16 protein-coding genes are annotated in these 18,893 nt (G+C 57.7%); 8 read left to right on the forward strand and 8 right to left on the reverse strand.

Annotated features, from left to right (window positions below; genetic code table 11):
- Positions 1-19: 19 nt before the first annotated feature.
- Positions 20-2,074, reverse strand: a complete 2,055-nt coding sequence (gene helD, locus REA38_RS03050; RefSeq protein WP_308884946.1) for a DNA helicase IV — start codon at positions 2,072-2,074, stop codon at positions 20-22.
- 166 nt (positions 2,075-2,240) lie between these two features.
- Between helD and REA38_RS03055 the strand changes: the two genes are divergently transcribed.
- Together REA38_RS03055 and yccS are read left to right on the forward strand one after the other, a co-directional pair.
- Entirely contained in the window at positions 2,241-2,693 is a 453-nt protein-coding gene (locus tag REA38_RS03055) for a YccF domain-containing protein (protein ID WP_308884948.1), read from the forward strand.
- Between the two features lie 26 nt (positions 2,694-2,719).
- Positions 2,720-4,855: a YccS family putative transporter gene (gene yccS, locus REA38_RS03060; RefSeq protein WP_033646568.1), complete on the forward strand. Its 2,136-nt coding sequence runs from the start codon at positions 2,720-2,722 to the stop codon at positions 4,853-4,855.
- Positions 4,856-4,859: 4 nt separating this feature from the next.
- Here yccS and REA38_RS03065 read toward each other — a convergent pair whose 3' ends face one another.
- Positions 4,860-5,516: a TfoX/Sxy family DNA transformation protein gene (locus REA38_RS03065; RefSeq protein ID WP_033646570.1), complete on the reverse strand. Its 657-nt coding sequence runs from the start codon at positions 5,514-5,516 to the stop codon at positions 4,860-4,862.
- A 229-nt stretch (positions 5,517-5,745) separates the two neighbouring features.
- On the opposite strand from REA38_RS03065, the gene sulA reads away from it, so the two are divergent.
- Both sulA and ompA read left to right on the forward strand, forming a co-directional pair.
- Positions 5,746-6,252: an SOS-induced cell division inhibitor SulA gene (gene sulA, locus REA38_RS03070; RefSeq protein ID WP_033654220.1), complete on the forward strand. Its 507-nt coding sequence runs from the start codon at positions 5,746-5,748 to the stop codon at positions 6,250-6,252.
- A gap of 357 nt (positions 6,253-6,609) precedes the next feature.
- Entirely contained in the window at positions 6,610-7,689 is a 1,080-nt protein-coding gene (ompA, locus tag REA38_RS03075; protein WP_047571655.1) for a porin OmpA, read from the forward strand.
- Positions 7,690-7,777: 88 nt separating this feature from the next.
- On the opposite strand, the gene matP is transcribed toward ompA, so the two are convergent.
- On the reverse strand, positions 7,778-8,236 hold the full coding sequence (matP, locus tag REA38_RS03080) for a macrodomain Ter protein MatP (RefSeq protein ID WP_004928138.1): 459 nt from the start codon (positions 8,234-8,236) through the stop codon (positions 7,778-7,780).
- A 210-nt stretch (positions 8,237-8,446) separates the two neighbouring features.
- On the opposite strand from matP, the gene REA38_RS03085 reads away from it, so the two are divergent.
- The 4 genes from REA38_RS03085 (at position 8,447) to fabF (ending at position 12,897) form a co-directional block, all read left to right on the forward strand.
- Positions 8,447-10,195 (forward strand): Lon protease family protein, encoded by a 1,749-nt coding sequence (locus REA38_RS03085; protein WP_033646573.1) that lies wholly within the window; start codon positions 8,447-8,449, stop codon positions 10,193-10,195.
- A gap of 68 nt (positions 10,196-10,263) precedes the next feature.
- Positions 10,264-10,782, forward strand: a complete 519-nt coding sequence (gene fabA, locus REA38_RS03090) for a bifunctional 3-hydroxydecanoyl-ACP dehydratase/trans-2-decenoyl-ACP isomerase (RefSeq protein WP_004928144.1) — start codon at positions 10,264-10,266, stop codon at positions 10,780-10,782.
- 313 nt (positions 10,783-11,095) lie between these two features.
- Positions 11,096-11,623: a helix-turn-helix domain-containing protein gene (locus tag REA38_RS03095; RefSeq protein WP_033637890.1), complete on the forward strand. Its 528-nt coding sequence runs from the start codon at positions 11,096-11,098 to the stop codon at positions 11,621-11,623.
- Complete coding sequence (gene fabF, locus REA38_RS03100) at positions 11,620-12,897, forward strand: beta-ketoacyl-ACP synthase II (RefSeq protein ID WP_060429018.1); 1,278 nt, start codon at positions 11,620-11,622, stop codon at positions 12,895-12,897. The genes REA38_RS03095 and fabF overlap by 4 nt, the downstream gene beginning before the upstream one ends.
- Before the next feature lie 63 nt (positions 12,898-12,960).
- On the opposite strand, the gene rmf is transcribed toward fabF, so the two are convergent.
- The 5 genes from rmf to REA38_RS03125 all read right to left on the reverse strand — a co-directional run bounded on the left by rmf (position 12,961) and on the right by REA38_RS03125 (position 18,889).
- Complete coding sequence (gene rmf / locus REA38_RS03105; protein WP_004928150.1) at positions 12,961-13,131, reverse strand: ribosome modulation factor; 171 nt, start codon at positions 13,129-13,131, stop codon at positions 12,961-12,963.
- Positions 13,132-13,401: 270 nt separating this feature from the next.
- A complete protein-coding gene (pqiC, locus tag REA38_RS03110; RefSeq protein ID WP_308884953.1) occupies positions 13,402-13,965 on the reverse strand; it encodes a membrane integrity-associated transporter subunit PqiC in 564 nt (187 codons plus the stop codon).
- The gene (pqiB, locus tag REA38_RS03115; RefSeq protein ID WP_308884955.1) at positions 13,962-15,608 is read right to left on the reverse strand and encodes an intermembrane transport protein PqiB; all 1,647 of its coding nucleotides are present in this window, start codon (positions 15,606-15,608) and stop codon (positions 13,962-13,964) included. The genes pqiC and pqiB overlap by 4 nt, the downstream gene beginning before the upstream one ends.
- Complete coding sequence (pqiA, locus tag REA38_RS03120) at positions 15,595-16,911, reverse strand: membrane integrity-associated transporter subunit PqiA (protein WP_308884956.1); 1,317 nt, start codon at positions 16,909-16,911, stop codon at positions 15,595-15,597. The genes pqiB and pqiA overlap by 14 nt, the downstream gene beginning before the upstream one ends.
- 73 nt (positions 16,912-16,984) lie before the next feature.
- Complete coding sequence (locus REA38_RS03125; RefSeq protein WP_308884957.1) at positions 16,985-18,889, reverse strand: ABC transporter ATP-binding protein; 1,905 nt, start codon at positions 18,887-18,889, stop codon at positions 16,985-16,987.
- Positions 18,890-18,893: the final 4 nt, after the last annotated feature.

The raw sequence follows: 18,893 nt of genomic DNA on the forward strand, positions 1-18,893 counted from the left end.
GCAGCCGCCAGGCCCAGGCTTACGGTTTTTTCTGCACCGGTACGCCAAGATCTTGCAGGTGTTCAACGAACACCGAAGGACGTTCACGATCCTGCAACAGCCACACCTGATGTTTAGCGCGCGTCAACGCGACATACAGCAGACGGCGCTCTTCGGCATCCGGGAAATCCTCCGGCTGCGGCAGCAGCACCTCTTCCAACACCGACTCGCGCGCCACGGCGGGGAAGCCGTCACGCCCATCATGCAAACCGGCGATGATGACGTATTCCGCCTGCTGCCCCTTGCTGGCGTGGATGGTCATAAATTCCAGATCCAGCTTGGGCCAGCGGGTGGCCGCCTTCGCCAGCGCTTCCGGTTTCAGATGATGGTAGCGCGCCAGCACCAGGATGCGCTCATCCGGCTTGGCGTAGCCGCTCAGTTTATCCAGCAAGGGCTCCAACTGCTCGTGCGGCAGGATCGCCACCGACTTTTTATTGCCCTTGCTCAGGCTGTTGAGCGTTTTTTTCAGCTGGTGCGGGTTCTGCTGCACGAACCGGTTGGCCACCTCGCCGATACGTTCGTTGAAGCGATAAGTGGTGTCCAGCGCGCACTGCGCCCCTTCGCCGAAGTGGGTGGCAAAAGCCGTGGTTAACGTCAACTCTGCGCCGCTGAAGCGATAAATCGCCTGCCAGTCATCCCCCACCGCAAACAGGCAGGTCTGCTTGTTCTGCCGACGCAGCGCCGCCAGCAACAGCGCACGCTGCGGCGAGATATCCTGAAACTCATCGACCAGAATATGTTTCCACGGGCTGACGAAGCGCCCCTTGTCGAGAATGTTGACCGCCTGATGAATAAGGCCGGAGAAGTCCACCGCTCCTTCCTCTTTCAAGGCGCTTTTCCAGGCTTTCAACAGTGGCGCCATCAGCCGAATGCGTTTCGAAAACAGATCGCGGATTTCTTCATCCGCCTGCTCAATCATTTCCGCCTGGCTGCCGCCGTGCATGCGCATCAGCCCCAGCCAGCGTTCCAACCGGCCCGCCAGCCGGTCCGCCAGGCATTTATCCTGCCAGAAGTCGCCTTCCGGCACGTCCCATTCCAGCTCCTCGGTCAACCATTGACGCCACCCCTTCGCCTGGGCTTTTTTCTCTGCACATTGCTCGCGCCAATGGGCAATCAGCAACGCTTTGCGCGCGCTGGCATCGGTTTCCAACCGGCTGATGGCCGGGGCTTTGCGGCTGCCTTGTTGAATGATCTGCAGCGCCAATGCATGGAATGTTTTGGCCTGAATACCGACATCGCCCAAACGTTCTTTGATGCGATCATTCATCTCACTCGCAGCCTGACGGCCGAACGCCAACAGCAAGATTTGGCCCGGCTCCGCCTCCTGACGGCGCAGCAGCCAGCCGGCGCGCGCCACCAGCACCGACGTCTTGCCGCTGCCGGCCCCCGCCAATACCAGGACGGAATCCTCGCCGTTGACCACCGCACGGCTCTGAGAGCCATTGAGCGGTGAGCTCTCGACGGTCTGGAAGAAGTCATGATGTTGCTCCAGCATGCGATCGGTCCACTGCCGGTTGCGTTGGTCGACACTGCGTTGCCCCTGCTGCAGCCATTGCAGACACAGATGGTAATCGGCCCGGCAGTTATCGAATTCCTCCAGGCGCGCCACCGGCATTGGCAGCGCGGAGAAGGCTTCACGGATTTGCTGCTGCAGCTTGCCCAGCTCAGACTTTTTGAACCATTTATCTTGCTGTTCAATGCGCTGAATCTGTGCCACCTGCTGTTGCAACACGCCGGCACTGACCTCACTCATTTCGGCGCTCCACTGCTGCCACGCCTGCTGCAGATAGTGATAAAAACGCTGCGTTTCCTGCCACTCGGTACCGTGCAGTCGCACCACTTTTTCGTCCGGCAATTCAAATTCCAGCTCGCCCCAGACGATGCCGCGCTTGCACCTGACCTGAATCAGTTGATTGAAGGGGATCAGGTACTCATGTTTTTCCCCGCTCACCTCAACGCCGGCGTGCAGCAACCGCACGCGGTTATAAGGGTGCTGAGCCAGGTGTTTCCCCAGCGATGTCGCTTTAAGTTCCATATCGTCGCGCCATGACTATGTTGAGATTAAATAACGGATATCTGCCAGTTTACCTGCGATAAGCAGTGGCACTCTAGCGCTAAAAAAAGGGTAGAATAGATTTTGCGTTTTTATCGTGAATACGCCCGCATCGCGGTTTGGCCAACATTAGAGCAGAATGACGTCTATGCGTACTGTACTGAATATTCTTAATTTTGTGTTGGGCGGTTTCTTCACCACGCTAGGTTGGCTCATCGCCACGGTGTTCAGCGTGCTGCTGGTCATCACGCTGCCGCTCACCCGCTCCTGCTGGGAAATCACCAAGCTGTCGCTGGTGCCGTTCGGCAATGAGGCAATCCACGTCGATGAGCTCTACCCGGAAAAAAGCAATGCGCTGCTCTCCGCCGGCGGCTCACTGCTCAACGTTATCTGGCTGGTGCTGTTCGGCTGGTGGCTGTGCCTGTCACACATCGCCGCCGGTATCGTGCAGTGCGTTTCGATCATCGGCATTCCGGTCGGCATCGCCAATTTCAAAATTGCCGCCATCGCTCTGTGGCCGGTGGGGCGCCGCGTCGTCTCGGTAGAAATGGCTCAGCAAGCGCGTATTGAGAATGCTTGCCGCCACTATCATCAGCGTTAATTTTTTCTCCGTTTGAGGAATTTTTCGTGCGCTCTTTTGCACCCGCAGTACGTCGTTACACCTATAACAGCAATCTGCTGTATCACCTGCGCATCCTTATTGCGCTGATCGGCACCACCGCCGTTCCCTGGTGGCTGGGCATTCCCAAGCTGACCATCCCGCTGACGCTGGGCGTGGTGGCAGCGGCCCTGACCGATTTAGATGACCGCCTGGCCGGCAGGTTACGCAACCTGCTGATCACGCTGGTGTGCTTCTTTGTCGCCTCAGCTTCAATCGAGCTGCTGTTCCCCTATCCCTGGTTGTTCGCCCTTGGCTTAACCACGTCGACCTGCGGTTTTATCCTTCTGGGCGCCTTGGGGCAACGTTACGCCACCATCGCCTTCGGCGCACTACTGATCGCGGTTTACACTATGCTCGGCACCGCCATGTACGATGCCTGGTATCAGCAACCGCTGCTGCTGGTGATCGGCGCGCTGTGGTACAACCTGCTGACGCTGGCGGGCCACCTGCTGTTCCCTATCCGGCCACTGCAAGAGAACCTGGCGCGCTGCTATGATCAACTGGCCAACTATCTGGATGCCAAAGCCAACCTGTTCGATCCCGACGCCGAACGCGACGCCGACCTGCCATGGATGGATGTTGCGATGGCCAACAGCGCGTTGGTCGCGTTGCTTAACCAGACCAAAGCCTCGCTGCTGACGCGCCTGAAAGGCGATCGCGGCCAGCGCGGCACCCGCCGTACCTTGCACTACTATTTTGTCGCGCAGGATATCCACGAACGCGCCAGCTCTTCCCACGTTCAGTATCACGCGCTCAGCCGGCAATTTCGCCACAGCGATATTTTATTCCGCTTCCAGCGTTTGCTGAGCATGCAGGCGCGCGCCTGCCGCCAACTGGCACAATCGATCCTGCTGCGGCAAAAATACCAGCACAACCCGCGTTTTGAGCCGGCCTTCAGCCGCATTCAGGAGGCCTTGGCGCGCATCGCCGAAACCCAGGGCAATTCAGAACAAACCAAGGCGCTGGCGCACCTGCTGAAAAACCTGCATGCGATCGATGCGCAGCTGGCCAATATTGAGTCAGAGCAGACGCTGGCAAGCGGGCAAGCGGAAGAGAACAGCCTGGCCGACGATCGCTTAACCGGCTGGAGCGACATCCGCCTGCGCATCAGCCGCCATTTGACGCCGCAATCGGCCCTGTTCCGCCACGCGATCCGCATGTCGGTGGTGCTGTGCGTGGGTTACGCTTTCATCCAGTTCACCGGCATGCAGCACGGTTACTGGATCCTGTTGACCAGCCTGTTCGTCTGTCAACCGAACTACAACGCTACCCGCCGACGCCTGGCGCTGCGCATCATCGGCACCCTGGCCGGTATCCTGATCGGCCTGCCGATCCTCTATTTCGTGCCTTCACTGGAAGGACAGCTGGTGTTGATCGTCATCACCGGCGTTCTATTTTTCGCTTTCCGCACCGTCCAGTATGCCCACGCCACCATGTTCATCACGCTACTGGTCTTGTTATGCTTTAACCTGTTGGGTGAAGGATTCGAAGTAGCCGCCCCGCGCGTTTACGACACCTTGTTGGGCTGCGCCATCGCCTGGGCGGCAGTCAGCTTTATCTGGCCGGACTGGAAATTCCGCCAACTGCCGGCGGTGGTGGATAAAACCCTGAATGCCAACTGCCGTTATCTGGACGCCATTCTGGTGCAATACCACCAGGGTAAGGATAACGGCCTCGCCTACCGCATTGCGCGGCGAGATGCCCACAACAGCGATGCCGAACTGGCTTCGGTCATCTCCAACATGTCCGCCGATCCCAAGGCCGACAAGGAATTGCAGGAAGCCGCCTTCCGCCTGCTTTGCCTCAACCACACTCTCCTGAGTTATATCTCGGCGTTGGGGGCGCACCGCGAGCGGCTGAATACCCCTGTCACCCTCGATCTGCTCAATGATGCCGTGTGTTACGTGGACGGCGCCTTGCATCAGGAAGAACGGAACAGCCAGCGCATTGCGCAAGCGCTGGAACAGCTGGCGGAGCGCATTCGCAGAGCCGTTCCGGAACCTGAAAGCAAAGAGCAGTTGGTGTTGCAACAGGTGGGGTTGATGCTCGAACTGCTGCCGGAGCTCACCGCACTCCACGCCCAAATCAATAAGGCAATCTAATTATTCAGGGCTCGCTCGATGGGCCCTGAACCACTGGCTCATGCCCATGGCGGCGCATCGCCATCGTATGATCGAACCAGCGCACCAGTTCGTTGCGCAATTCGGCCGGCAACGCCGCCTGATGATAACCGGCTATCGCGCCGCCCAGCGACAGCAGCACGCGCAGCCCCAGATTGGTCTGCTGTTGCAGCAGGCGGAGATAGCTGCGTTTAGCGCCTTGCAGCCGCAGGTCATAGGCGTTGCGGATACCCGCTCGCCATAGCAAGCGCTCCATGTTGACATCGATATTCGGCAACGCCTTCAATCGACCGTGATCGCCGGCCTTAAGCCGCTGCTCTCGACGCGCTTCCCTGACGGCCTGCCAGGCCAGCCCCACCAGCTCGTTGCGTTCCCGCCACAGCGACTCGTCAACCCAGTAATAACGCAAAGTGATGGGCACTCCACGCTTGGAATAGACCATATTGACCATCCCTCTGGCGCGAAAAGCCGGTTCCATGCTCGCCGTAGCCCGCAGGTACAACTCTCCTTCCGCTATCACTGCAAACATTACCCCCTCGGCCAGCAGGCCGTAGCCGCCAAACTGTGACCGCGTGGTGATGGCGCCCAGCGCCGCGAAGCAATTTTTAGCCTGTGCGATCCTTCGTATCGACATCCTTTTCATAGCGTTTCTCCTTTTTAGGTTCCGGTCGTATTATTTCTCTTATCAATGAAAAGAGTAACGTGAACAACTAATTAGGAAAATACGCACTATCCACCCGCATGCCAATCACAAAAAACACCGGTACAAAAAATGATCGCAATTATGCGAGCCGCTACGAAAATTTGGGTTGATCTTATCCCAAATCAGGGATACTGTATAAACATACAGTAACACGACGGGCGGGAACTTTATGCGTACTCAATCACTCTACCAACCTCATTTCAGCCAAGGCTCTTTTACAGCGCGCAATGTTGAGAAGAACACGGATGTCGGCAAAGAGAATGGCTTGATCAGTGAACTTGTTTACAACGAGCGCCAGCCCGCAGTGGCTCAATTGCTGTTGCCCCTGCTGCTGCAACTGGGCAAGCAGTCTCGCTGGCTTCTGTGGCTGACACCGCAGCAAAAATTAAGCAAGCAATGGCTGCAGCAATCCGGCCTGCCTGTAGATAAGATGGTGCAATTGAGCCAAATCAGCCCGGTGAATACGGTCGAGGCTATGGAAAAAGCGCTGCAAACGGGAAATTACAGCGTGGTTCTTGGCTGGTTGCCCGAGCTAACGGAGGAGGATCGTCTAAAATTAAGACGTGCGGCAGAATTGGGTAATGCCTATGGGTTTATCATGCGCCCTCAACGTGACATTAACCCGACTCACGGACACTGTTCCACCCTAAAAATTCACTCTTCTTTGTATCATTAAGTAAATTTAGGATTTTTCCCATCATTTTCGCACCCCATAAGCGGAACCTTTGCGGTGGAAGGCACAAAGCTAGTCCTGCTGCGGTTTGGCAAGTAAAAACGCCCAAAGAATCGCCGTTTTTTTAGGCTAAGAATGTTAGCAAATATGTACGATTCCGCGTTTTTTTTTAGAGCCTTATCACATCACACTTGTAACTTTCGCGCCACGTTGTAGACTTTACATCGCCAAGGTTGCTCTATAACGTCAGAAAAACTGGCGAGTAACAAACGAGGGCTTAAACCTTGGCGAAGGAATTTAACCAAGGGCTTAAAACAGCTTTAAAGCTCATTGCCTATTTGGATGATAACGAGGCGCAAAATGAAAAAGACAGCTATCGCATTAGCAGTGGCACTGGCAGGTTTCGCTACCGTAGCGCAAGCCGCTCCAAAAGATAACACTTGGTACACCGGTGCTAAACTGGGCTGGTCCCAGTACCATGACACTGGTTTCTACGGCAACGGTTACCAGAACGGTATCGGCAACGGTCCTACCCACAAAGATCAGCTGGGTGCCGGCGCGTTCCTGGGCTACCAGGCAAACCAATACCTGGGCTTCGAACTGGGCTATGACTGGCTCGGCCGCATGCCTTACAAAGGCAGCGTGAACAACGGTGCTTTCAAAGCGCAGGGCGTTCAACTGGCCGCTAAACTGAGCTACCCAATTGCTGACGATCTGGACATCTACACTCGTCTGGGTGGTATGGTATGGCGTGCAGATTCCAAAGCTAACTACGGCCGTACTGGTCAGCGTCTGAGCGACCACGACACCGGCGTTTCTCCGCTGGCTGCTGTTGGTGTTGAATACGCACTGACCAAAAACTGGGCTACTCGCCTGGATTACCAGTTCGTAAGCAACATCGGTGACGCAGGTACCGTTGGCGCGCGTCCAGACAACACCATGCTGAGCCTGGGCGTTTCTTACCGCTTCGGTCAGGATGACGTAGTTGCTCCAGCACCAGCTCCGGCTCCAGCTCCAGTTGTTGAAACCAAGCGTTTCACTCTGAAGTCTGACGTGCTGTTCAACTTCAACAAGTCTACTCTGAAAGCAGAAGGCCAACAGGCTCTGGATCAGCTGTACAGCCAGCTGAGCTCCATGGATCCTAAAGACGGTTCCGTAGTTGTTCTGGGTTACACCGACGCCGTTGGTTCTGACCAGTACAACCAGAAACTGTCCGAACAACGTGCACAGAGCGTTGTTGACTACCTGGTCTCCAAAGGCATCCCGTCAGACAAAATCTCTGCACGTGGTATGGGTGAAGCAGATGCAGTTACTGGCAACACCTGTGGCTACAAATCTGGCCGCGCTACCAAAGCTCAGATCGCTTGCCTGGCACCAGATCGTCGCGTAGAGATCGAAGTTAAAGGTATCAAAGACGTTGTAACTCAGCCTCAGGGCTAAGTTTACTCGCCTAATAAAAACCCCGCATAGCGGGGTTTTTTTTCGTCCTATTGTTGAAACCAAGCGCAACAAAGGCGCGCTCACGCACTTACTTGGGATCTTTGCCAAGAATCGCCTTCAAGTCTTCTTTCAACGACGACATCTGGTTCGCATACTTTTCTTTGCGTTCAGCGTCTTCGATAAGCTGCACGACGGTTTCCGACAGCGTAACGCCACGTCGGCGCGCCAGGGCAGCCAATCGTTGCCAAACCAAAAACTCCAGATCGATAGATTTTTTACGCGTATGCTGATGTTCTGCGTTAAAATGACGTTTACGGCGGGCGCGGATCGTTTGTTTCATCCGGTTATCCAGTTCCGGATTCATGTGAGCGGCAATCCATGCAAGTACCTTTACCGGCTCATTTTCCAGCTTCAGCAGCTCGTTAACCGCCTCCTGAGCAGCGCTGTTTTCAATGTAGCGGGTAATGAGTTCCCCTTCCCGATGTTTCTTCACCAGGTACTTCCATTTCCAACCGCTCTCCAGATTTTCCAGTTGCTGATATTTCATCTTGAGCTCTTCAGTGACCGCGTAACTTCAAATAAGCATAACAGCTTTGCGCCAAATTTCCCCGGCAATTAAGCCGTCTTTTAGACTGTTTTTTGCACAGTCACCGCGCGATGTCAAACTCCCTGATGCCAACTGGCACTCCGCATGTATCAAGCCGCCGTTATTCTTGTATAATCGCCCTTTCCCTTTTTAACGATTGCATCTAACACTTTGACCAATAACCGACTTGAATGGCAATCTTTATTGCCGGACGTAACGCCTTATCAGGCGATATTTGATACCGCCGCTCAGTTGGCACCCGTGCCCTTTTCCGCCATTCAGCCTCGGCTGGAAAATGCCCTGACGCTATTTTGCCACCCCCAATCGCCACCGCGTTTCATGCTGTTGAAGGCGCAAGAAACACGAGAGTATCTGGAACTGATCGCTCACGCCGTCACGCCACTGCTGCCGAAAAACACGGCATGCCGCGGCAGCCACTATGTCATTCAGGATGGCAAAGTCAGCGTAGAACCGGCCAGCCGTGGCGATGAACCTTTTGCCGCCGGCGGCGCTTGCCTGTTCCAGGAGTGGGTTGAGCCGGAGCAACTGTTTGGCTGCGTACGGATCCACAATGGCGACATCACCCTGCAGCCGGGTCTGGTGCACCAGGCCAACGGCGGCATTTTGATTCTGTCGGCCCGCGCCCTGTTGGCTCAGCCGTTGCTATGGCTGCGGCTGAAGCAAATGATCGGCCAACGTCAGTTCCATTGGGTTTCGCCAGACGAAACCCGCCCGCTGCCGGTAGCCATTCCGCCAATGCCGCTGGAGCTGCGGCTGATTGTGGTCGGCGATCGCCACGGCCTGGCCGATTTTCACGATATCGAGCCGGAACTGAGTGAACAAGCGGTCTACGGTGAATTCGAAGACGATCTGCAGCTGACTGAAGTTGATGATATGGCGCAGTGGTGCGGCTACGTCAACGGCGTGATTGCCGACCAGCAGTTGCCGATGCTGGCGAGCGACGCCTGGGCGCCGCTGATCGTTCAGGCCGTGCGTTACAGTGGCGACCAGGGCATCCTGCCACTCTCGCCGGTTTGGCTTGGCCAGCAGCTGTCCGAAGCCGCACTGTATGCCGAAGAAGATCGCATTACGGCCAAAGCGTTTGAAGCGGCGTTAAATGCCCGCGAATGGCGTGAAAGCTATCTGGCCGAACGTATGCAGGATGAAATCGAGCTGGGCCAGATTCTGATTGAGACCGAGGGTGAAGTGATCGGGCAAATCAACGGCCTGTCAGTCCTGGATTATCCCGGCCATCCACGCAGTTTTGGCGAACCGTCGCGCATCAGTTGCGTTGTGCATCTCGGCGACGGCGAATTCACCGACGTCGAGCGCAAAGCCGAACTGGGCGGCAACCTGCACGCTAAAGGCATGATGATCATGCAGGCGTTTTTGATCGCCGAGCTGGATCTGGATCAGCAGTTACCCTTCTCCGCTTCCATCGTCTTTGAGCAATCTTACGGTGAAGTAGACGGCGACAGCGCCTCGCTGGCTGAACTGTGCGCGTTGATCAGCGCCCTGTCACAGCAACCGATCACCCAGCAGATCGCCGTCACCGGCTCCGTCGACCAATTCGGCAACGTACAGCCGATAGGTGGCGTTAACGAAAAGATCGAAGGTTTCTTCGAGGTTTGTTTGCGCCGCGGCCTGACGGGTAAACAGGGCGTCGTATTGCCCGCGACCAACGTGCGCCACCTGTGCCTGCGCCAGGATGTCGTCGACGCGGTACGCGAAGGGCAATTCCATCTGTGGGCGGTAGAGAGCGCGGCGGAAGCCTTGCCTTTGCTCACAGGTTGCCTCTACTCTGACGAACAACAGCCGAACTTGTTGGCGGCCATTCAGGAACGGATTGCGCAGGTGAGCCTGCAGGAACGCCGTCGTCCGTGGCCGCTGCGCTGGCTCAACTGGTTCAACCACGGCTGATCGGACTTGTTCAGCGTACACGTGTTAGCTAACCTGCGTCCTTCATTAAAATAAGGCTTACTGAGAACATGGTAGATAAACGCGATTCCTATACGAAAGAAGACCTCGAAGCATCCGGCCGTGGCGAGCTGTTCGGCGCCGGTGGCCCACCGTTGCCGGCAGGTAACATGTTGATGATGGACCGCGTGGTCAAGATGACCGAAGACGGCGGAACTCACAACAAAGGTTATGTGGAAGCGGAGCTGGATATTAATCCGGACCTATGGTTCTTCGGTTGCCACTTTATCGGCGATCCGGTCATGCCAGGCTGCCTGGGCCTGGATGCGATGTGGCAGCTGGTCGGTTTCTACCTCGGTTGGCTGGGTGGCGAAGGCAAAGGCCGCGCGCTGGGCGTCGGTGAAGTCAAGTTTACCGGCCAGGTGCTGCCAACCGCGAAGAAAGTGACCTACCGCATTAACTTCAAACGCGTCATCACCCGCAAGCTGATCATGGGCGTCGCCGATGGCGAAGTGCTGGTTGACGGCGAAGTGATCTATACCGCTACCGATCTGAAAGTGGGTCTGTTCAAGGACACCACAGCGTTCTGATCACGCTGAGGAGAAGGCGGCCATCGTCTTGTTTTCTAATCCTCTTCGCATGCCATCACGCCCAGCGTGATGGCATTTCTTTCTCTTCTCGTTTAAAGACTACTCACCTCCTTTAATTGCCCGCTGCCGAAACGTTTTTTCCCCCTGTCTCCACCCTATTCCTACCCGAACGCAGGCCAGTTGAGCGAGGCCCCTCCCCGCAGCCCGCACCGACGCGATAGCGGTTTTTTGCATCCGGTCATTTTCTTGCCCCTCAAAATCGCCTAGTATAGCCATCATGTAACTACAATAAATGTATCCACAAAGAGGCGATATGCAAAAAACCCGCTTTAGCGATACACCTTGCCCCGTCGCACGTTCGTTAGATCGCGTCGGAGAATGGTGGAGCATCCTGATCCTGCGTGATGCCTTTCAGGGATTGTCCAAGTTCGACGAATTCCAACAAAGTCTGGGGATTTCACCCACTCTCCTGGCCCGACGCCTGAAGGATTTAGTGGCCCACGGCATTCTGCATAAGCAACGTTATCAAACGCGGCCGGTTCGCTATCAATATCTGCTCACCGAACGCGGCAACGATTTTCTTCCCGTACTGGCCGCTCTCTCACAATGGGGCAATCGCCATTTGATCGACGGTGACATTAGCGCCTTGTTAGTCGACGGCCGCACCGATCGGCCGATCCAGGTCCAGTTGATCAACGTCGAGACCCAACAGCAGGTGCCGCCGCAGTTTATTACGTTGGCACCGGGGCCTGCGGCAAATGACGGCATACGTCAACGCGCCGAACTAATGCGGCAGCGGCGCCTCGCCGATTTATCCGAACTCACCAAGGAGCAGTCATGAGCAATCGTCGTATCGTTATTACCGGCATGGGCGCCGTTTCACCGTTAGGGTGCGGCGTGGAGACCATCTGGCAACGTTTATTAAAAGGAGAGTCCGGCATTCGGGCTTTGCCTGACGAGATCGTTGCAGATTTGCCGGTCAAGGTCGGGGGGCAAGTCCCCGAACTGGCGCAAGATGCCGAGGCGGGATTCAACCCAGACGCGTCCGTCGCCCCCAAGGACCAAAAGAAAATGGATCGCTTTATTCTGTTTGCCATGGCGGCGGCGGATGAAGCCGTTCGTCAGGCCGGCTGGATAGCCGATACGGAGGAAAAACAAGAGCGAACCGCCACCGTCATCGCCTCGGGCATTGGCGGCTTCCCGGCCATTGCCCAAGCGGTGCGCACTACGGACAGCCGCGGTGCCAAGCGCCTGTCACCATTCACCATCCCCTCTTTCCTGGTCAATCTGGCGGCCGGTCACGTTTCCATCAAGCATCACTTCAAAGGCCCGATTGGCGCACCGGTCACCGCCTGTGCGGCCGGCGTGCAGGCCATTGGCGACGCGGTGCGTATGATCCGCAATGATGAGGCCGATATCGCCCTGTGCGGCGGTACCGAAGCCGCTATCGACACCGTAAGCCTGGGCGGATTCGCCGCCGCGCGCGCCATGTCCACCGCACCGGCCGAGTTGGCGCGACAGGCCTCCCGGCCTTTCGACAGCGCCCGGGACGGTTTTGTCATGGGGGAAGGCGCCGGCATGCTGGTGATTGAAACGCTGGAGCATGCGCGGGCGCGCGGCGCTACGCCGCTCGCGGAAATCGTCGGCTATGGCACCAGCGCCGACGCCTACCACATGACCTCCGGCGCTGAAGACGGCAACGGCGCCTATCGGGCGATGAAAATCGCGTTGAAGCAGGCGAATGTCGCCCCAGAAGAGGTTCAGCATTTAAACGCGCACGCGACTTCGACACCCGTAGGCGATTTAGGCGAAATCAATGCCATCAAGCACCTGTTTGGCACCGCCGGGACTGTCGCCGTGACCTCGACGAAATCAGCCACCGGGCACCTGCTCGGCGCCGCCGGCGGGCTGGAAACCATCTTTACCGCCCTGGCTCTGCGCGATCAGATAGCGCCTGCAACGCTGAATCTGGACAATCCCGATCCGGCGGCGGCAGGCTTGCATCTGGTCGCGAAACGGGCTGAATCGATGGACATGACCTACGCCTTATCAAACGGCTTCGGCTTTGGCGGCGTGAATGCGAGTATTTTACTGAAACGCTGGCAGGACAAATAAACGGCACAAACAAAAACCTCCGCCAAAGGCGGAGGTTATTCCTTTTATTTGACAGGGAGCCGCTTAAGCGGTCACAGCCCTGTCTTCCATGGCTTCTCGCCAACCTCCCAGCCATTGAGACCGGGCGTCCACCGATGATTGGTAGGGACAATGTTCCCTGGAACGCCCTAAAATACCTGCCTGATACCCTCTCGAATGCGCCCTTTCCAGACGATCGCGTTTCTGTCTCTTCATGCCTCGTTTCCCTCATTTTGGTCTGGTGGAAAGAAAACAATGGCTGCTTTTTGCGCAGCCACGAGTAATCAATAGCGCTAAAAGAACAGAAGATCAATGCGCAAAATTCACGCCAATGTCATATTTGTGAGCTACGCCCGAGGAAAGTGCTAAGTGGCTGATCTGCTGGGAAAGGGTTTAACTTTTTGAAATGAAAAAGAAATCCCTGTCAGTGAGAAAAAAAGACTTTTCACGCTGACAGAGATTAGACGATTTTAGACCAAATTATGACTAAATGCCGCCCATCTGTGCTGCGATAACCTGGGCTTCCTGCTGCCAGCCCTGCGCCAGCGTGCGCACCAGAGCATCATAGCCGTCCTCACCCTGTTTCAATTCCAGGCTGAAAGGCCGCTTGATCAAGCGCCCCTGGCGGTTCAGCACCCACTCGCCGCGAACGATCGCCTTGCCGTCAAAACGGCCGTGGAAGCCGCTGACGGTGACGTTGAGCACATCCTGATCGCTGCTCATCGGTTGCGAAGAGACCACCCAGCCTGGCAGCGCGCTGCTCAGGTTGGTGACCAGCGTTTGCTGCAGCTGCTGGTCAAGCGGGCTGGCCCACAGGTTGTTCTGGGCTATCACATACTGTACGTCGTTGGTCTGATACACCACGCCGCTCTGCGCCAGATAATCCGCCACGCTCACGTGCTCCAGCCACAGCTGGCGCGTGGAGGCGCCGCTGCTGCTGCTGACCGCGGCCGGCGCACCCAGCGCCGGCAACTGATAGTAGGTCTTCTGTGGCGAACTGCTGCAGGCGCTGAGCAACAGCGCCAGGGCTACCGGGATCCATTTCATCATTTCGTGGCCTTCTTCGGCTGAGGGTCAGTGCTGCCGGCGGCTTCAAACACCAGCGCGTTGCTCTTCTCATTCAGGGTGCGCAGCACCGGTTGCAGCTCACGCAACACCTGGTCGAGGCGCTGCATATCGCCCACCATCTTGTTGTAAGCCGGTGAACCAGGCTGGAACCCTTTCATGCTGCGGTTCAGCTCCAACAGCGTTTTCTGCATGTCCTGCGGCAGCGCCTGCATCTCTTTGCTGGCGATGATGTCGTTCAGCGACTTCATGGTCTGCTGCGTCGACTTCATGGTTTTCTGACTTTCCGCCAGCGTCTTGGTCGCTTCGTTGATCATCGGATTGATCGGCATCGCGTTGATCTTGTCCAGCGTCTGCATCAGTTTCTGCTGGATCTGCGCCAGCCCGCCGCTGGTGGTCGGCATCAGCGGATAACCGAACAGCTCGCGCGGCCCTTTCCACGGTTTCTCCTGCGGATAGAAGTCGAGATCGATGTACAGCGAACCGGTCAGCAGGTTGGCGGACTTCATCGAGGCGCGCATGCCGCGGGACTCGGCATCTTTCAAATGCCCTTCGATATCGAAATTGCCGCCCAGCTCTTTCTGGAAGCGATCCGGCTCGATGCGGATCAACACCGGAATGCGGTAATCGTTGTCCAGGCGCTGCGCCATGCCCTCTTTGTAGAACGGCACCTGCGCCACCGTGCCCAGACGAATGCCGCGGAACTCGACCGGGGCGCCCGGCTGCAGGCCGCGCACCGAATCGGAAAAGAACAGCAGGTAGTCCTTATGCACGGTATACAGCGAATCCTGCGTGCTGCGCTGGTTGTCGAACAGCTGGTACTCCGCCTTCTCTTTCGCCTGTTCGCCGCGATCCCAGCCCTCCGGCACGTCAAAACTGACGCCGCCGCTGAACAGGGTGGTCAGCGACCCCATCTCCACCCGCATGCCCTGCGCCGACATGTCGAACGCCACGCCGCTGTCTTTCCAGAAGCGCACGTTGGTGGTGACCAGCTGATCGTAAGGCGCGGTAATGAACAGCTGATAGCGCATGGCGCGTTCTTTAGGATCGAAGTAGCTGGTTTCCACCGACCCGACGCGATAACCGCGGAACAGCACCGGATCGCCGGCGTTGAGCTGGCCCGATTTCTCGCTGTCCAGCACGATGCGCAGCCCTTTGGCATCCGGGGAGGCCAGCGGCGGCGCGTCGAGCAACTGATAGTTGTCTTTGCCGTCTTTGCCCTTGTTGCCCGGCTGCAGTTCGATATAGGCGCCGGAGAGCAGCGTCCCCAACCCAGAGACGCCTTCACGGCCGATCTGCGGCTTCACTACCCAGAAGGCGGAATCCTGGCGCAGCAATTTCTCCATGCCGGAATTGAGGCGCGCCTGCACCATCACCTTGCTCAGGTCATCACTCAACGTGACGGTTTCCACCACGCCGACGTCCACGCTGCGGCTTTTGATTTTGGTTTTACCCGCTTCCAGCCCTTCCGCCGTCGAGGTCACCAGCGTCACTACCGGCCCCTGATGACTGAAGTGGTAAAACAGGATCCAGGCGCCGATCAGCGCGGTTACGATGGGAATGATCCACACTGGCGACCAGCGCTTGATCTTCTCGACGTCCGCGACGCTATGATTATTTTCCGTCACCTTGCGGCTCCTTGTTGATTGTTTCACTTGCGCGATCCCAGGTCAGCCGGGGATCAAATGTCATGGCGGCGAACATGGTGAGGATCACCACGAGCGCGAACAGCACGGCGCCCGTCGCGGGGTAAATGCTCATCAACTGCCCCATTCGCACCAGCGCCGACAATACGGCGATCACAAACACGTCGATCATTGACCAGCGGCCAACGAATTCGACCACTTCATAAATCAGATGCATGCGCTCGCTGTCGGCGCGCGGTTTCTTCCTGCCGTTCGCATCCCAGCACAGCCAGCCGATCGCCAGCATTTTCAGCGACGGCACCATGATACTGGCGATGAAAATCACCAGCGCCACCGGATAAGAGCCGTCGCCCCACAGCAGGATCACCCCCGCCATGATGGTGGAGTTCATCTTGTTGCCCAGCGCCTCGGTCACCATGATCGGCATCAGGTTGGCCGGAATGTACAGCATGACGGAGGTCACCAGCAGCGCCAGCGTCCACTGCAGGCTGTGGCGGCGACGTACGTAGCCGTTGGTGTGGCAGCGCGGGCAGCGCACCTGATTGGCCGGCAGGATCGCCGTGCAGCAGGCGCAAGAGCGCACGCCCTGCCGCATGCCGGTGCGCCCCACCGTCAGCGGGCGATCGATACGCGGCGCCGGTTCGATGTCCTGCCACAGCCAACGCCTGTCCACGCACTGGAAGGCGCGCACCTGCAGCAGGCAGAACAGGCAATAGGGCACGAAGCTGCTGCCGATGCCGATATCGCCGTAGGCCATCAGCTTGACGAAGCTGACCAGCACCCCGGCGAGGAAAATTTCCACCATGCACCAGGTCTTGAACTGGAACAGCACCCGGGCCATCCACTCTTTCAGCCCCAGCGGCAAACGCACTTTGGCGCACAGCAGAATGATCGCCACCATGCAAAACGCCGGGATCAGCTGCACGAACACCATAAACAGCGTGGCCATGCTGGCGTAGTCTTCCGCCACCATGACTTCCGGAATTTGAATCAGCCGGATTTCATTGCCGATGCCGGCGACGCGCATATTGATAAACGGGAAAATGTTAGCCAGCACCAGCATGAACAGGGCGCTGAGGGCGTAACCGATCGGCCGCTTGCGCGGCTCGTCCCAGCGGGTGCTGAGCGTGGTTTTGCAGCGCGGGCAGACCGCTTTGCTGCCATAGGCCAGCGGCGGCAGCGCCACCAGCATGTCGCACTGCGGACACAGCATCAGGTTATCCTGGTGCTCCGCCGAAGGTGCGGAATGACTATGCTGCTGATGATTGTTGTGGGAACACACCATATTCCTCCTAAATAACGTTGCTCACCGGCACGTCGATACCGCCCGCAGCAGCGCGCGGGCGGTATCGCAACGGTCAGCCGTTTTTCATCGCTTCCAGTTCTTCCCAGCGGGCGAAGGCCTGCTCGAGCGCCTGCTCGGCGTTAGCCAGCGCCGTCAGCACTTGTTGCGTTTCGCTGTGCGGCCGCGTGAAGAAGTCGGCGTCGCTCATCTGCGCCTGCAGCGCTTCGATCTCCGCCTCCAACTGTTCGAGCCGCTGCGGCAACTGTTCCAGTTCGCGCAGCAGGTTGTAACTCAGCTTGGCCGCCGCTTTCTTCGGCTGTTCGGCCTTTTTCTCCGCCGCCGGTTTGCTCGCGCTCGGCGCCGCCTGACGAATCGGTTTCGCCGTGGCGCGCTGATGATGCGCATCGTAGTAACCGCCGACGAAGGCGTTGATCACGCCGTTGCCTTCGAAGATCCAACACTCGGTCACCGAGTTGTCGACGAACTGACGATCGTGGCTGACCAGCAGCACGGTGCCCTGATAGCCGTCGATCAGCTCTTCCAGCAGCTCCAGCGTTTCGACGTCGAGATCGTTGGTTGGTTCATCGAGGATCAGCAGATTGCTCGGTTTCAGAAACAGCTTAGCCAACAGCAGGCGGTTACGCTCACCGCCCGACAGCGCCTTCACCGGCGTCATCGCGCGTTTCGGGTGGAACAGGAAGTCCTGCAGGTAGCCCAATACGTGGCGAGGGCGACCGTTGACCATCACTTCCTGTTTGCCTTCCGCCAGGTTGTCCATCACCGTGCGCTCCGGATCGAGATCCGCGCGGTGCTGATCGAAATAGGCCACTTCCAGCTTGGTGCCGCAGTGCACGCGGCCGCTGTCGGCTTTCAGCTGACCGAGCATCAGTTTCAGCAGCGTGGTTTTGCCGCAGCCGTTCGGCCCCACCAGCGCAATCTTGTCGCCGCGCTGTACCTGGGCGAAAAAATCGCGCACCAGCACTTTTTCGCCCACCTGATAATTGACGTTTTCCAGCTCGAACACGATTTTGCCGGAGCGGGTCGCCTCTTCCACCTGCATCTTGGCGGTGCCCATCACTTCGCGGCGCTGCGAACGCTCGACGCGCAGCGCCTTCAGCGCACGCACGCGGCCTTCGTTACGGGTACGGCGCGCCTTGATGCCCTGACGGATCCAGACCTCTTCCTGCGCCAGCTTGCGATCGAACTCGGCGTTTTGCAGCTCTTCCACCCGCAGCGCTTCTTCTTTGCTCTGCAGATACAGATCGTAATTGCCCGGCCAGGAAACCAGCTTGCCGCGATCCAGATCGACGATGCGCGTCGCCATGTTGCGGATAAACGAACGGTCGTGCGAGATGAAGACGATGCTGCCGTCGAACTCTTTCAGGAAGCCTTCCAGCCAGTCGATGGTTTCGATATCCAGGTGGTTGGTCGGTTCGTCGAGCAACAGCACGCGCGGCGAGCTCACCAGCGCGCGGCCCAGCGCCGCTTTACGCAGCCAGCCGCCCGACAGCGAGGAAAGCTCGGCGTCGCCGTTCAGCCCCAGCTGCAGCAGCACTTCGCTGATGCGGCTGTCGAGCTGCCACAGCCCCTGGTGATCGAGGATCTCCATGATTTGCGCCATGCGCGCCAGATTTTTCTCGCTCGGGTCGCTCTCCACCAGATGGGAAATCGCATGGTACGCCTTCAGGTGTTCCGCCTGCTCCGCGACGCCTTCGGCCACGAAGTCGAACACGCTGCCGCCGATATTGCGCGGCGGATCCTGTTGCAGGCGCGCCACGATCAGATCCTGCTCGTAGATCACCCGGCCGTCGTCCAGCGGGATCTCTTTGCCGAGGATCTTCAGCAGCGTGGATTTGCCGGCGCCGTTACGCCCGACCAGACACACGCGCTCGTTGTCTTCGATATGAATTTCGGTGTTGTCTAAAAGCGGCGCATCGCTGAAAGAGAGCCAGGCGCCGGACATGCTGATTAACGACATAGTA

Origin of the sequence: Serratia sp. MF1(2023), from assembly GCF_030954545.1 — a bacterium.
In the GTDB taxonomy this organism is placed as follows: Bacteria; Pseudomonadota; Gammaproteobacteria; order Enterobacterales; family Enterobacteriaceae; genus Serratia; species Serratia sarumanii.